Origin of the sequence: Aquibium microcysteis (assembly GCF_014495845.1) — a bacterium.
GTDB classification, from domain to species: domain Bacteria; phylum Pseudomonadota; class Alphaproteobacteria; order Rhizobiales; family Rhizobiaceae; genus Aquibium; species Aquibium microcysteis.
On record NZ_CP061080.1, the window covers coordinates 3,856,039 to 3,870,210 of the forward strand.

Genomic DNA, 14,172 nt, shown 5'->3' on the forward strand with positions numbered 1-14,172 from the left:
CGAATGCAATCATCGATCGGAGCGTCCGAACAGTTGCGACAGGGCGAGCAGCAGCGACGTCAGGACGATCATTACCGTCGAGATGGCCGCGATCGTCGGGTCGATCTGGTCCCGCAGCGCGAGGAACATGTTGCGCGTCAGCGTCGAGTTCTGGCCGCCCGAGACGAACAGCGCCACGATCACCTCGTCGAAGGAAGTGAGGAAGGCCAGCAGTGCCGCCGTGACCACGGAAAAGCGGATCTGCGGCAGCGTGACCAGCAGGAAGGCGCGCGGCCGGGACGCGCCGAGGCTGCAGGCGGCGCGCTCCTGGTTCATGTCGTAGCTCTTCAGTCCGGAGGCGACGACGAGCACGACCAGCGGCAGCGCCAGCATGGAATGGGCAATCACGACGCCCGCCAGCGTGTTGAGCAGGCCGAACTGGACGTAGACGTTGAAGACGCCGATGCCGATCAGGATCAGCGGCATCATGATGGGCATCGCCAGAACCAGCATGGCGAGGCCGCCGAGGCGGGTGCGCGAGACGTGCAGCCCGTAGGCGGCGAGCGTGCCGAGCGGCGTCGCCACCAGCATCGTCAGCAGGCCGGCCTTCAGCGACGTCCAGGTGGCCTGCATCCATTCGAGCGAACCGAAGTAATTCTCGTACCAGCGCAGCGACCAGGCCGGCGGCGGGAAGCTGAGATATTGCGAGTCCGAGAAGGACATCGGGATGACGATCAGGGAGGGGAGGACCAGGAACAGCATGACCGCGCCGCCGACGGCATAGAGCCACAGCCTCCGGCCGTGCGTGATCTGGGTCTCGGAGGCGGGACGGGAGAGCCAGCCTGTCATTTCGCGCCTCCTGCCAGCCGGTCGAAGCCGACAAGCCGCGAAGCGGCGAAGAGGAGTGCCACGGTGAGCACGAGCAGGACGACGCCGAGTGCGCTGGCCGCCCCCCAGTTGAAGAACAGTTCGATGTCGGTGGCGATGCGCATCGACACGAGGATGACGCGCCCGCCGCCGAGCAGCGCCGGCGTGATGTAGAAGCCGAGGCACAGGATGAAGACGATGGTCGCGCCGGCCACCAGCCCGGGAAGAGACAGCGGCAGATAGACCGACCAGAAGGCCCGGCTCGGCGAGGCGCCGAGATTGGCCGCAGCCTTGAGATAGTCGCCGTCGATCGCGCGCATGGAGCCGTAGAGCGGCAGGATCAGGTAGGGCAGCATGATGTGCGTCATGCCGATCAGCGTCCCGGCGAGGTTGTGCACCAGAGGCAGCGGTTCCTGCCACAGGCCGAGGCCCATGCCCCAGTCATTGACGATGCCCTGGCGCTGCAGCAGCACCAGCCAGGCGTAGGTGCGCACCAGCACCGACGTCCAGAACGGCAGGAGCACCGCGATCATGCACAGCGCAGCGATCCGCCGCGGCAGCTGTGCGAGCAGGTAGGCGAGCGGATAGCCGAGCAGGACGCACAGCCCGGTGGTGATGAGGCTGACTTCGAAGGTGGTGCGGAAGATCCGCGCATAGGAGGCCTGGCTGGCCAGGCGGCGATAATGCTCGAGGCTGAACGCGCCTGCATCCGACAGGAAGGACAGCCAGAACAGCCAGCCGATCGGCACGACGAGCATGACGAAGACGAGCAGCAGGGCCGGCAGGCCGAGGCTGAACAGCGTCCAGTGCTCGCGAACCCCGTCGCGGTGAAGCAGCGCGGCATTCGGCGCCTGCGTGGTCGGGATGCCGTTCACGCCGGGTTCTCCTCCAGCGGAACCAGGAAGGTGTCCCCGCGATCGAGCGCCAGTTGCACGGGATCGCCGGTCTGCGGCAGCGAGGCCATCGCCGCGCTCGACGTCATGCCGCGGACGCTGACCGCCTTGCCCGACGGCAGGTCGACGTCGAGCACGAAGCTCTCACCCTGATAGATGAAGCGGGCGACGCGGCCGGCGAGCACGTTGACGTCGGGTCCGCTCTGCTGCCCGCCCGGGAGGATGCGCAGCTTCTCGGGCCGCACCATCAGGAACATGGCGCCATCCGGTGCCTCGACGCCATCGCCGAGCTTCAACGGCGCGCCGTCGAGCGTGGCGATGCCCTGCGAAACCGCCACCGGAAGGAACGCGGATTCGCCGACGAACTCGGCCACGAAGCGGCAGGAGGGTCGTTCGTAGATGCGGCGCGGCGTGTCGAGCTGCATGATCCGGCCCTTGTCGATCACCGCGATGCGGTCCGACATCGTCAACGCCTCGCGCTGGTCATGGGTGACGTAGACAGTCGTCATGCCGAGCTTCTCGTGCAGTTGCCGGAGCTCGACCTGCATGTGCTCGCGCAACTGCTTGTCCAGCGCCGACAGCGGCTCGTCCATCAGGAGGATGCGCGGCTCGAAGACGATGGCGCGTGCCAGCGCCACGCGCTGGCGCTGGCCGCCCGACAGCTGCTCGATGCGGCGCGAACCGTAGCCGCCGAGCTTCACCGTCTCCAGCGCCTGCTCCACCCGCCGAGCGATCTCGCCCCTGGCGACGCCCCGCAGGCGCAGCGGAAAGCCGATATTGCCGGCCACGTCCATGTGCGGAAACAGCGCGTAGCTCTGGAACACCATGCCGACGTCGCGCTTGTGGGGCGCGAGCCGCACGACCTCTCGGTCGCCGAACAGGACGCTGCCGGAATCCGGCCGGTTGAAGCCGGCAAGCACCATCAGCAGCGTGGTCTTGCCCGAGCCGGAGGGGCCGAGCAGGGTCAGGAACTCGCCGCTCCTGACATCGAGGTCCACGCTGTCGAGCGCGTGGAAGCGGCCGTAGGTCTTCGTGACCTTGTTGACGCTGATCGGAAGTGCGCCGCCCCGGTTCATGCCCGTTGTCCGCCCCGGTCACATTCTGCTGGAACTGCGAAGGCGATGTCGCAAGCGGCACCGCCTTCGGACTATGGTGTCGTGAAATCGCCCGACGTCACTCGGTCAGCATGTCCTGGTAGGCCGCGGAAGCCTCCGCTTCGTTCTTGATGTACCACTGCAGGTCGATGGGCAGCTGCTTGGCCGCGTTGTCGGGATGCGACGGCAGCAGGCGCGCGTAGTCGTCCTTGATCAGGCCGAGTTCGTAGGCCTTCACGTTGGTCGGGCCGTAGGTGATGTAGTTGGTGAAGTCGGCCTGATATTCCGGCTTCGAGATCTCGGCCAGGAATTTCATGGCCAGATCCTTGTTCGGCGCGCCCTTGGCGATGGCGTAGCAGTCGTAGTCGAGCAGCGCCTGGTTGAAGGTGTACTTGACCGCCGCGCCGTTCTTGGCGGCCACGTCGAAACGGCCGTTCCACCCGGTCACCATGTCGACCTCGCCGTCGACCATCAGCTGGGCATGCTGGGCGCCCGAGGACCACCACACCGCGATGTGCGGCTTCAGTTCGCGGATCTTGTCCAGCGCGCGCTTGAGGCCCTCCGGCGTCGAAAGCACCTCGTACACCTGATCGGCCGGCACCCCGTCGGCCATCAGCGCGGGCTCGAGCGCCCCGGCAACCGAGTTGCGGTAGGCGCGCTTGCCGGGGAACTTCTCGACGTTCCAGAAGTCCGCCCAGTTCTGCGGGCCGTTGTCGCCGTAGGTCTTGGTGTTCCAGGCGAGCACGGTCGAGAACACGTCGCCGCCGACGCAGAAGTCCTGGTAGAGGCCCTTCTGGAAGGTCGATACGTCGATCACCGAATAGTCGAGCGGCTCCAGGATGCCCTCGGCGCCGGCACGCGCCGCACTTCCGGATCCGCTGGCGACCACGTCCCAGGTGACGGCGCCGGATTTCACCTGCAGGCGCAGGTCGGCGATGCCGCCATAGGTCTCCTCGCGCACGGTGATGCCCATCGCCTTGGCTGCGGGCTGGAACAGCGCCTTGCTCTGCGCCTCCTGGTAGGCGCCGCCAAAGGACACGACCGTGATCTCCTCCGCCAGCGCCGGCAGCGCGAACACGGTCGCAGCGTGCAGGGCCGCGAGCGCGACGGTGCAGTTCAGCAGTTTCCGCTCAAGCATGTCACTCTCCCATTGTCGTTTCGGCCGCTTGCGGCTCTTGGGCTTCGCAGGACCGTAGCATCAGTCTGAGTTAATTTGGTCGCCATTCCAGTGCCATTCTGAATTGGCGGGCAGACCACTTGGCCCTCGAGCCGTTCAGCCATGGTCGGCGAGGATCAGGTCGGCGGCCTTCCAGCCCGTCATCATGGCCGGGCCGTTGATGTTGCCGGAGGGCAGGAGAGGAAAAATCGACGCGTCGACGACGCGCAGGCCGCCGAGACCGTGCACCCTCAGCCGCGCATCGACGACGTCGCGCGCCGGGTCCGGACCCATCCGGCACGTCCCGCTCGCATGGAACACCGAGCCCGCCCGTGCGCGCAGATCCGCCTCCAGCGCGGCGCGGGCGACCACTTCCGGTCCGGGCCACAGCTCGCGCTCGATGATCTCCGCCAGATGGCCGGCGGCCGCGATCCGCCGCAGCATGACGGCGCCGTCGAGCAGTTCGTCCACGTCCGCGCGTTCGGCGAGATAGTTGGGCTGGATCGACGGCGCGGCGAAGGGATCCGACGAGCGCAGCCGCACGTGGCCCCGGCTCTTCGGATGGCAGTTGGAGACGCCGAGCAGGAAGCCGGGTTCCTGGTCCGGCAGCATCAGCTGCCGCTTGCCCGGCGTCGTCCGGGTGTAGCTGAGCGGCGAGAAGTAGAGCTGCATGTTGGGCCGCGGCCGCGACGGATCGGAGCGGAAGAAGCCGCCTGCCTGGTTGACGCTGAGCGACAGAGGGCCGGTCCGCGTCAGCACATATCGCAGTCCGACGGCGAGGCGTCCCCACCAGGGCCGCAGCACGGAGTTCAGCGTCGGCCTGTTGGCGCGGTAGACATGGTCGATGCAGAGATGGTCCTGCAGGTTCTCGCCGACGCCGGCCAGCGCCTGCACCACCGCGACGCCCCGGGACTGGAGCAGGGTGCCAGCCCCGACGCCCGACAGTTGCAGGAGGTGCGGGGAACTGACCGCGCCGGCCGACAGGATCACCTCGCGGCCGGCCGAGGCGCGGTGGATCCGGTCGCCGATCCGGTACTCCACGCCCCCCGCGCGCCGCCCCTCGAAGAGAATGCGCGTCACGTGCGCATGCGTGACGACCCGCAGGTTCGGTCGCCGCATCGCCGGACGAAGGAAGGCCGAGGCCGACGAAGCGCGAAAGCCGTTTCGCGTGGTGATCTGGTAGAGACCAGCGCCTTCCTGCGTGGCGCCGTTGAAATCGGCGTTGCGGGGAATTCCCACCGCTTCGCAGGCCGCGATGAAGGCATCACAGGTCGGATGTTCCGAGCCGGCGATGCCGGTGACCGCGAGCGGCCCTCCCCTGCCGCGATGCTCGTCCTCGCCGGCCAGATTGTCCTCCATCCGCCGGAAGATGTCGCCGACGCCGCGCCACCCCCAGCCGGGATTTCCCGACGCCTCCCAGGACTCGTAATCCTCGCGCTGGCCGCGGATGAAGACCATGGCGTTGATGGCGCTCGACCCGCCGAGCACCTTCCCGCGCGGCCAGTAGGTCTCGCGGTCGCCGAGCCCGGGAACCGGCTCGCTGACATAGCGCCAGTTCAGCGTCGGGTGGTGGAAGGTCTTGCCGTAGCCGATCGGCATACGGACCCAGAAATTGCGGTCGCTGCCGCCGGCCTCCAGCACAAGAACGCGGTGGCGCCCGCTTTCCGTGAGGCGGTTCGCGAGCACGCAGCCGGCCGAACCGGCGCCGACGATGACGAAGTCGTAGCTGTCCATCCCATGGTTCTACGGCGTCGGGCGCCGCCTGCGCAGCGGCCATTCTGGAAACGCGACGAGACCATTCACGCCCCGAGCGAGTCGATCGCCTCGGCGAGGCGCTCGACGCCCGCACGGATCTCGGACGGCGGCGAGGTGCTGAAGCCGATGGCGAAGCCCTTCGCCGCCACCGGCGCGATGCAGAAGCGGGCCAGCGGTGCGACGATGACGTTGCGCGCAGCAGCAGCCTCGGCCACCGACGCCTCGTCATGGGCGGTCAGCAGATGGCCCACCGTCTGGATGCCGCTTTCGGTACGCTTGACCGCCACCGCGCCCGCGAGCCGGCGCGCGGCCGCCTCGACAAGCACCTCGTGCCGCTCCGTGTAGACCTTGCGCATGCGCCGGATGTGGCTGGCGAAGTGCCCTTCCTCGATGAAGCTCGCGACCACCGACTGCAGCATCGTGGAGGCGCCCTGGAATGCGGCACCGGCGATGCGGGCGAACACGTCCGACAGCGGCGCGCTCACCACCATGAAGGCGATGCGCAGGGCTGGGAACAGCGATTTCGAGAAGGTGCCGACATAGATCACCCGTCCGGCGGTATCGACGCTCTTCAACGTCGGGGGCGGGTGGCCGGAATAGTAGAACTCGCCGTCGTAGTCGTCCTCGACGATCCAGGCATCGGCCCGGTCTGCCGCCTGGAGCAGTTCGAAGCGCCGCTGCAGGCTCATCACCGCCCCCAGCGGATGCTGGTGCGACGGCGTGACGAAGGCGAGCCGGAAGTTCGGCTCGGTCGCCAGCCCGGCGGCGACGTCGACGCCCTCGTCGTCCACCGGCACCGGCACCAGCTTCGCGCCGCAGGCCAGCAGGCTGTTGCGCGCGCCGATCGCTCCCGGATTCTCGAACCAGACCGCGTCGCCGGGATCGAGCAGCGTGCTGCCGATCCGGTTGAACGCCTCCTGTGCCCCGTTGACGATGAACACCTCCTCCGGGTCGCAGACGATGCCCCTGTTGGCGCGCAGGTGCGCGGCGATGGCCTGGCGCAGTTCGCGCAACCCGCCCGGCTCCGGATAGCCCAGCATGTGGCCGCGGGCGGAACGCCAGTGGCGTGCCGTCAGCTTGGCCCACAGCGGCATCGGGAACATGTCCAGCGCGGGCAGCCCCGTCACGAAGGGTCGCGGCTTCGTGGGATGCGAGAGGCGGGGAAAGAACTGCTCCGACGCGCGGCTCGCCAGGCTTGCCAGCCTTGTCGGCTGCTTGACGTCGCCTGCACTGTCCGGCTGGACTGCCTTCGCCTTCAGCACGTCGCTGACATAGGAGCCGGAGCCGACGCGCGAGACGAGCAGTCCTTCGGCCGTCAGCGACTCGTACACGCTGATGGCCGTTGTGCGCGAAATGCCCTGATCGTGCGCGAAGGTGCGGCTGGACGGCAGCCGCTGCCCCGGCGCGAGAACCCCCGACAGGACGAGTTCGCGGATCGCGCTGACGAGTTGGACGGCGATCGGCCGCCCGGACTCGCGGTCGACACGCAGCGTGGGCAGAAGGGCGCCCCCGGCATATTTCATGCCTTCACCACACGGAATGTCGATGCGCGATCGAACGGAACGGTCTCAAATGGCCCTCCAGAATATTCAAAGTGGCTCTTATCGGCAGACCAATATGAACGGAATAGTTCGGGACGCCAAGGCGAACGATGCTGCGGCGCGGCCGGGAGCGTCGCGCCGTCCCCCATTTCGGGCATGACAGGTTGCGTGGATCATTTCATATGAAGATCAAGATCTTAGAGAGCTTTTCCAGCCCCTACGTGGCCTTCGTCAGGGTAACCGCGGAAGACGGCTCGACCGGCTGGGGCCAGATCGCCCCCTACCATGCCGACCTCTCCGCGCTCGTCCTGCACCGGCAGGTCGCACCCTGGGTGCTTGGCACCGAGGTGGACTGCGACCTCGACGACCTGATGGACCTCGTGGGCGAGCGCGAGCACAAGTTCCCGGGCTCGCATCTGCGCCGCGCCATGGGCGGCTTCGACACCGCGCTGTGGGACCTGCGCGGCAAGCTGGCCGGCAAGCCGGTCGTCGAACTCCTCGGCGGCAAGCCCACCACGCTGCGCGCCTACGCCTCGTCGATGAAGCGCGACATCACGCCGGCCGACGAGGCCGAACGCTTTCGCAGGCTGCAGGGCGAGCACGGCTTCGACGCCTTCAAGTTCCGCGTCGGCGCAGAGGTCGGGCGCAATGCCGACGAGTGGCCCGGACGGACGGAGGAGATCATCCCGACGATCCGCCGCGCGCTGGGCGACGGGGTCGACCTGCTCGCCGACGCCAACAGCTGCTATTCCCCGGCCCGCGCCATCGAGGTGGGCCGGCTGATGGAGGCACATGGCATGGTGCACTACGAGGAACCCTGCCCCTACTGGGAACTGGAACAGACGCGGGAAGTCACCGAAACGCTCGACATCGACGTCACCGGCGGCGAGCAGGACTGCGAGTTCTCGGTCTGGAAGCAGATCATCCGCGACCGCGTCGTCGACATCGTCCAGCCCGACATCCTCTATCTGGGCGGAATGGCGCGGTCGATGCGGCTGGCCGCGATGGCGGCTGCCGCGGACATGCCGGTGACGCCGCACGCCGCCAACCGCAGCATGGTGACGATCTTCACCATGCACTACCTCGCCGCCATCCCGAACGCCGGCAAATACCTGGAACTTTCCATCGAGGGCGAGGACTACTATCCCTGGGAGCAGGGCTTGTTCCGGAACGATCCCTACCGGGTCGAGGACGGTCGGGTCCGCATCTCCGACGCGCCGGGCTGGGGGCTGGAGATCTCCCCCGAATGGCTCGAAAACGCCACCTATCAGGCAAGCAGGCTGGACGCATGACCGAGGAACTCGAAACGCTCGTCGCGCGCTACCGGGCCGGCGGCGGGGTCGAAGGACTGCCGGCGAGACACTTCATCGGCGGCGAATGGAGCCCGTCGGCGTCCGGCCGGACGATGGAGAGCCTCGACCCCGGCACGGGCCAGCCCTTTCACAGGTTTGCGTCCGGCGACGCCGGAGACGTGGACCGCGCGGTGCGCAGCGCTGATGCCGCGCTGAAGGGCGCCTGGAGCCGCGTGTCGCCTGCCGCGCGCGGCGCCGTGCTCGCCCGCGCCGCCATCCTGATCCGCGAGGCCGGCCCGCGGCTCGCCTTCGCCGAAACGCTGGACAGCGGCAAGCCGCTGCAGGAAGCCGAAGGCGACGTGCAGGGCGCGGCACGCTGCTTCGAGTACTATTCCGGTCTTCCTGACAAGCTGGAGGGCCGCACCCTTCCGCTCGGTCCGGACCATCTCGGCTACACGAGCTGGGAACCGATCGGCGTTACCGCCCACATCATTCCCTGGAACTATCCGTTGTCGACCTTCGCGCGCGGCATCGCGCCGGCGCTCGCCGCCGGCTGCACGGTCGTCGCCAGACCGGCCGAGCAGACGCCGCTGACGGCCTTGATGCTGGCCGAGATCCTGATGCAGGCCGGCCTGCCGGCGGGCGTGCTCAACGTCGTGACCGGAACGGGCGTCGAAACCGGCGCGCCGCTGGTCGCCCATCCGCTGGTTCGCCAGGTCACGTTCACCGGTTCCACCGCGACGGGCATCGAGGTCATGCGGGCCGCGGCGCGCAACGTCACCAGCGTGCTGCCGGAGCTCGGCGGCAAGTCGCCGGTGGTCGTGCTGCACGACACCGATCTCGATGCCGCGGTGGACGGCGTGATCGGCGCGATCTTCGAGAATGCCGGCCAGATCTGTTCGGCCGGCTCGCGTCTCGTGGTCGAGCGCGCGGTCCACGCCGACATGCTCGAACGGCTGGTCGCCCGTGCCCGCGCGATCCGCATCGGCCACGGCTTGCGCCGCCCCGACATGGGACCGATCACCTCCGCCGAGCAGCGCGCCAGGATCGCGGCCTTCGTCGATGGCGCCCGCGCGCGAGGTCTCGAAATCGCCACCGGCGGGCACGCCGTGACGGACCCGGCGACCGGTCTCGGCTGGTTCTACGAGCCGACCATCATCGACCGCGTTCCGGTCGACGATCCGATCGCGCAGGAGGAGATCTTCGGTCCCGTGCTGGCGGTGCAGGTGGTGGAGGATGCCGAGGAAGCGCTCGCGGTGGCGAATTCGACCCGCTTCGCGCTGGTGGCCGGCGTCTACACGCGCGACTTTTCGGCCGCGCACGATCTCGCCCGCCGGATCGACGCCGGTCAGGTCTACATCAACGAGTATTTCGCCGGCGGGATCGCGCTTCCCTTCGGCGGCAACAGGATGTCGGGCTTCGGCCGGGAGAAGGGCGTCGACGCCGTCCGCACCTACATGAAGCTGAAGAGCGTCGCCGCGCGCGTGTCGTCCGGCCGGTGACCGCCATGGCCGCAGTCGAAACCTTCACCCCGGACTTCAAGACCGATCCCTACTGGTGGGAGGCCTCGCCACGCCCCGACCTGCCCGAAACGGCGCTGCCGAAGAGCGTCGACGTGCTGGTGGTCGGCTCCGGCTACACCGGCCTCAACGCCGCGCTGGTGACCGCGCGCGGCGGGCGGTCGACGCTCGTCCTGGAGAAGGACCGCGTCGGCGAAGGTTGCAGCACCCGCAACGGCGGCCAGATCAGCACCAGCGTCAAGCCCTCCTTCGCCGAACTGTCGAAGCGGCACGGGCCCGACACCGCACGCGCGATCCTGATGGATGGACGCGAGGCGCTGCGCTGGATCGGCGACTTCACCAGGGACGAAGGCATCGACTGCGGCTTCGCCGTCTGCGGCCGCTTCCATGCGGCACATTCGCCGAACGCCTTCGAGGTCATGGCCCGTGACGCGAAGCAGCAGACGCCCGGCCTCGAGGTGGAGTTCGACGTCGTTCCGCGCGCCGAACAGCACGCCGAGATCGGCACCGACGCCTATCACGGCGGCATCGTGCTCAAGCGCCACGCCGTGCTGGATCCCGGCCGCTACCATGCCGGCCTGCTCGCCCGCGTCCGCGCGGCGGGCGTGGCCCTCGCCGAGCGCTGTCCGGCCACCGGCATAGAGCGCGACGGCAAGGGCTTCGTCGTCGTCACGCCGCGCGGCCGGATCGCTGCGCGGGAGGTGGTGATCGCCACCAATGGCTACACCGGCGCCGTGACCCCCTGGCTGCGGCGCAGGGTGATCCCGATCGGCAGCTACGTGATCGCCACAGAACCGATGCCGCGCGAGACCATGCAGGCGGTCATCCCCCGGGATCGCATCGTCTCCGACACCCGCAAGGTGGTCTATTACTACCGCCTGTCGCCCGACGGCACGCGCATGATCTTCGGCGGTCGCGTCAGCCACGCCGAGACCGACCCGCGCGTCAGCGGCCCGCTGCTGCGTGCCGAGATGGCGAGGCTCTTCCCGCAGCTCGAAAAGACCCGCATCAGCCATTCCTGGATGGGCTTTGTCGGCTACACTTTCGACACGCTGGCCCACACCGGCAGCCATGACGGCATGCACTACGCCATGGGCTATTGCGGCTCGGGCGTCTCGATGGCGAGCTATCTCGGCATGCGCACTGGCCAGAAGGTGCTGGGCCTGAAGGAAGGTCGCACCGGCTTCGACGCCGCGCGCTTCCAGACCCGACCGCTCTACACCGGCAACCCCTGGTTCCTCGCGGCCTCGGTGCGATACTATCGCTGGCTCGACGCGCGAAGCTGAGGCCGGGAGAACGGTCCGCCCGGCGGGGCGGACCATTCGTCGCTCTCCGAACGCCGACACGAGGTCCTTCGTGAAGGGTCGGCGCCTCGGCCGGCGCGGCAGCAGGGGCTCGACCGCGCCGCGGCGCAGCGGATCCGATGCTACGCCGCGCTGTCCCGGACGAAATGGCCCGGAGCCGCTTCGAGGAGGCGCGTTTCCGGCCGCGCTTGGGGAACGGCCGGGACGGGCTCCGATGCCCTGCGCCGGCCCGACGGATCGGGGCGAGGCACCGAGGCGAGCAGCCGGCGGGTGTAGGCATGGCGCGGATCGCGCAGCACCGATTGAGATGGCCCCGTCTCGACGATCTCGCCGCGGTGCATGACGGCGATGCGGTGGCTGACGCGCTCGACGACGGCGATGTCGTGGCTGATGAACAGGAACGAGATGCCTTCGCGCCGCTGCAGGTCGAGCATCAGGTCTGTGACCTGGCGGGCGATCGAGACGTCGAGCGCCGAGACCGGCTCATCGGCGACGATGAGCTTCGGCTTCACCGACAGCGCACGCGCGATGCAGAGCCGCTGGCGCTGGCCGCCGGAAAACTGGTGCGGAAAGCGGTCCACGGCATCCTCCCCCAGCCCGACCGAGCGCAGCAGCTGCGCGGCGAGGCCGCGCTGGTCGCGCGCCGACACGACACCGTGGATCCGCGCCGGTTCGGTGACGAGATCGTGCACCGGCAGACGCGGGTTGAGGCTGGCATAGGGATCCTGGAAGATCATCTGCGCGTGCCGGCGCATGGTGCGAAGGGAGGAGCGGTCCGCCCGCATCACGTCCTGGCCGTCGAGCAGGATGGCGCCGCTCGACGGCTCGATCAGCCGCAGGATCGAACGCGCCAGCGTGGACTTGCCGCAACCGGATTCGCCCACGAGGCCGAGCGTCTCGGCCCTGCCGAGGCTGAGCGAGACGCCGCGCACCGCTTCGATGCTGCGCCGTCCGGCAAGGAAGCCGCTGCGAATCGAAAAGCGCGTGGTGAGGTCGCGAACGTCCAGAAGCTTCGAGCCCCCCGCCGGCGCGGCCGGCGAACCAGCCCCCAGTTTCGGGGTCGCCGCCATCAGTTGCTGCGAATAGGCATGTTTCGGCGCGCGGAAGACCTCGGCGACCGTGCCTTCCTCGACTTTCCGTCCCTCGCGCAGGACCACGATCCGGTCGGCGATCTCGGCCACCACGCCCATGTCGTGCGTGATGAACAGGACCGCCATCCCGATCTCGGCCTGCAGCTCGCGGATCAGGGTCAGGATCTCCGCCTGGGTGGTGACGTCGAGCGCCGTGGTCGGCTCGTCGGCGATCAGCAGCTTCGGCCGGCAGGCCAGCGCCATGGCGATCATCACGCGCTGGCGCAGCCCGCCGGAGAGCTCGTGCGGATACTGCGACAGCCGGCGCTGTGGTTCCGGAATCCGGACACCGTCGAGGGCGTCCCGTGCGGCCGCCAGGGCTTGCTTGCCGTCCATCGCGCGATGGCGGACGAACACCTCGGCGACCTGATTGCCCACCGTCAGCACCGGATTGAGCGAGGTCATCGGCTCCTGGAAGACCATCGAGATGCGGTTGCCGCGCAGCCCCCGCAAATGCCGGTCGTCGAGCGCGGTGATGTCGACGGGGCCGTCGTCCTCGTGCAGCGTGATGGTGCCGCCGGCGATGCGCCCGCCCTCGCGCTCGATCAGCCGCAGGATCGACAGCGCGGTGGCGGACTTGCCCGAGCCCGATTCGCCGACCAGCGCCAGGGTCGCGCCCTTCGGCACGTCGAAGGAGAGGTCGCGCACCGCCTCCGTCTGGCCGAAGCCGACCCTGAGGTTGCGGACGGACAGGAGCGGCGTCACGAAGCCGCCCTCCGCATTCGCGCTCCGATCTCGGGGTGATCGGCGAAGACGGGCAGCGGCGGCGTCCACCGCGTCGCCGATGGCGCGAAGCCGAAGGCGATGGGATCGCGACCGGTGACCTGCCAGTTCACGGTCTCTCCCAGTTCGAGCAGCCCCATCGCGCCGGCCGGCTCTCCCTGCGTGGTGAAGCTCTCGGTCAGCGACTGCTGCGTCAGGTGGGTGATGCCGTCGACCGTGGTGATCGTGTTCCAGTGGACGTGGCCGGCGAGACAGACGACCGGCACGCGGGCCTGGGCCAGCGCCGCGCGCGCGCGCTCGGCCATCGGATAGGTGGCGACCGACGGATTGCGCTCGAAGTAATAGTTGCCGGTCTGGGCGTGGCCCGAGATCGGCACGTGGCTGACGACGAGGAGCGGCCGGTCGGCGGCCTGCGCGGTGCGCGACAGCCACAGGAGGTCTTCCTCGCGCAGGACGAATCCCTGGTTCGCCGGATCGCGATGGATCTTCGCGTCCGCGCGCCACAGCGCGATGCGCCAGCCGCCGACGTCGAGCGTCATCGACTTCATCGGCTGGCCGAGGATGGTCTCGTTGTCCACGACGTCGAGGTGGTCGCGGTCGTGGTTGCCGTTGATGTGGTGGATCGGCGCCGCGACCGGGCGGAACGCGTCGGCCACCTCCTTCTGGAGGACGAGATCGGTCTCCCGGTTCTCGTCGGAGATCCGGTCGCCGAGGTCGAGCACCAGATCGGGGCGGGCATCGCCGGTGAAGCGGGCGAATTCCGCCATCAGGGACAGCGCGGCATCGCCGCGCTTCGTGGCGGACGGTTTTCCGTGGTGGATGTCGGCTACGACGCAGATGCGGACGGACATGGGTTTGGTTCCGTTTCTCGGCTGGACAAGTGGAGGACGCCGCCGGCACGGGCCGGCGGCGCTTCGA

11 protein-coding genes are annotated in these 14,172 nt (G+C 68.7%); 3 read left to right on the top strand and 8 right to left on the bottom strand.

What is annotated here, in order from left to right:
* Positions 1-9: 9 nt before the first annotated feature.
* The 6 genes from IAI54_RS17965 to pdxR form a co-directional block, all read right to left on the bottom strand.
* A complete protein-coding gene (locus IAI54_RS17965; protein WP_187968493.1) occupies positions 10-828 on the bottom strand; it encodes an ABC transporter permease in 819 nt (272 codons plus the stop codon).
* Positions 825-1,721: an ABC transporter permease gene (locus tag IAI54_RS17970; protein WP_235679088.1), complete on the bottom strand. Its 897-nt coding sequence runs from the start codon at positions 1,719-1,721 to the stop codon at positions 825-827. Before IAI54_RS17970 ends, IAI54_RS17965 begins: the two co-directional genes overlap by 4 nt.
* Complete coding sequence (locus IAI54_RS17975) at positions 1,718-2,815, bottom strand: ABC transporter ATP-binding protein (RefSeq protein WP_187968494.1); 1,098 nt, start codon at positions 2,813-2,815, stop codon at positions 1,718-1,720. The genes IAI54_RS17970 and IAI54_RS17975 overlap by 4 nt, the downstream gene beginning before the upstream one ends.
* Before the next feature lie 97 nt (positions 2,816-2,912).
* Positions 2,913-3,971 carry an ABC transporter substrate-binding protein gene (locus IAI54_RS17980; protein WP_187968495.1) on the bottom strand — a complete coding sequence of 353 codons (1,059 nt, stop codon included), beginning with the start codon at positions 3,969-3,971 and terminating at the stop codon, positions 2,913-2,915.
* A gap of 135 nt (positions 3,972-4,106) precedes the next feature.
* On the bottom strand, positions 4,107-5,723 hold the full coding sequence (locus tag IAI54_RS17985) for a GMC family oxidoreductase (RefSeq protein ID WP_187968496.1): 1,617 nt from the start codon (positions 5,721-5,723) through the stop codon (positions 4,107-4,109).
* Positions 5,724-5,788: 65 nt separating this feature from the next.
* Positions 5,789-7,267, bottom strand: coding sequence for a MocR-like pyridoxine biosynthesis transcription factor PdxR (pdxR, locus tag IAI54_RS17990; RefSeq protein WP_187968497.1), 1,479 nt, complete (start codon positions 7,265-7,267; stop codon positions 5,789-5,791).
* A 200-nt stretch (positions 7,268-7,467) separates the two neighbouring features.
* Between pdxR and IAI54_RS17995 the strand changes: the two genes are divergently transcribed.
* From IAI54_RS17995 to IAI54_RS18005, 3 genes are read left to right on the top strand one after another with little or no spacing between them, the layout of a single operon-like run.
* Positions 7,468-8,577 (top strand): mandelate racemase/muconate lactonizing enzyme family protein, encoded by a 1,110-nt coding sequence (locus IAI54_RS17995; RefSeq protein WP_187968498.1) that lies wholly within the window; start codon positions 7,468-7,470, stop codon positions 8,575-8,577.
* Positions 8,574-10,079 carry an aldehyde dehydrogenase family protein gene (locus tag IAI54_RS18000; RefSeq protein WP_187968499.1) on the top strand — a complete coding sequence of 502 codons (1,506 nt, stop codon included), beginning with the start codon at positions 8,574-8,576 and terminating at the stop codon, positions 10,077-10,079. Before IAI54_RS17995 ends, IAI54_RS18000 begins: the two co-directional genes overlap by 4 nt.
* 5 nt (positions 10,080-10,084) lie before the next feature.
* Positions 10,085-11,383 carry an NAD(P)/FAD-dependent oxidoreductase gene (locus IAI54_RS18005; protein WP_187968500.1) on the top strand — a complete coding sequence of 433 codons (1,299 nt, stop codon included), beginning with the start codon at positions 10,085-10,087 and terminating at the stop codon, positions 11,381-11,383.
* 140 nt (positions 11,384-11,523) lie between these two features.
* Here the strand turns inward: IAI54_RS18005 and IAI54_RS18010 are convergent, their stop codons facing one another.
* Complete coding sequence (locus IAI54_RS18010) at positions 11,524-13,236, bottom strand: ABC transporter ATP-binding protein (protein WP_187968501.1); 1,713 nt, start codon at positions 13,234-13,236, stop codon at positions 11,524-11,526.
* Entirely contained in the window at positions 13,233-14,105 is an 873-nt protein-coding gene (locus IAI54_RS18015; RefSeq protein ID WP_187968502.1) for a metallophosphoesterase family protein, read from the bottom strand. Before IAI54_RS18015 ends, IAI54_RS18010 begins: the two co-directional genes overlap by 4 nt.
* Positions 14,106-14,172: the final 67 nt, after the last annotated feature.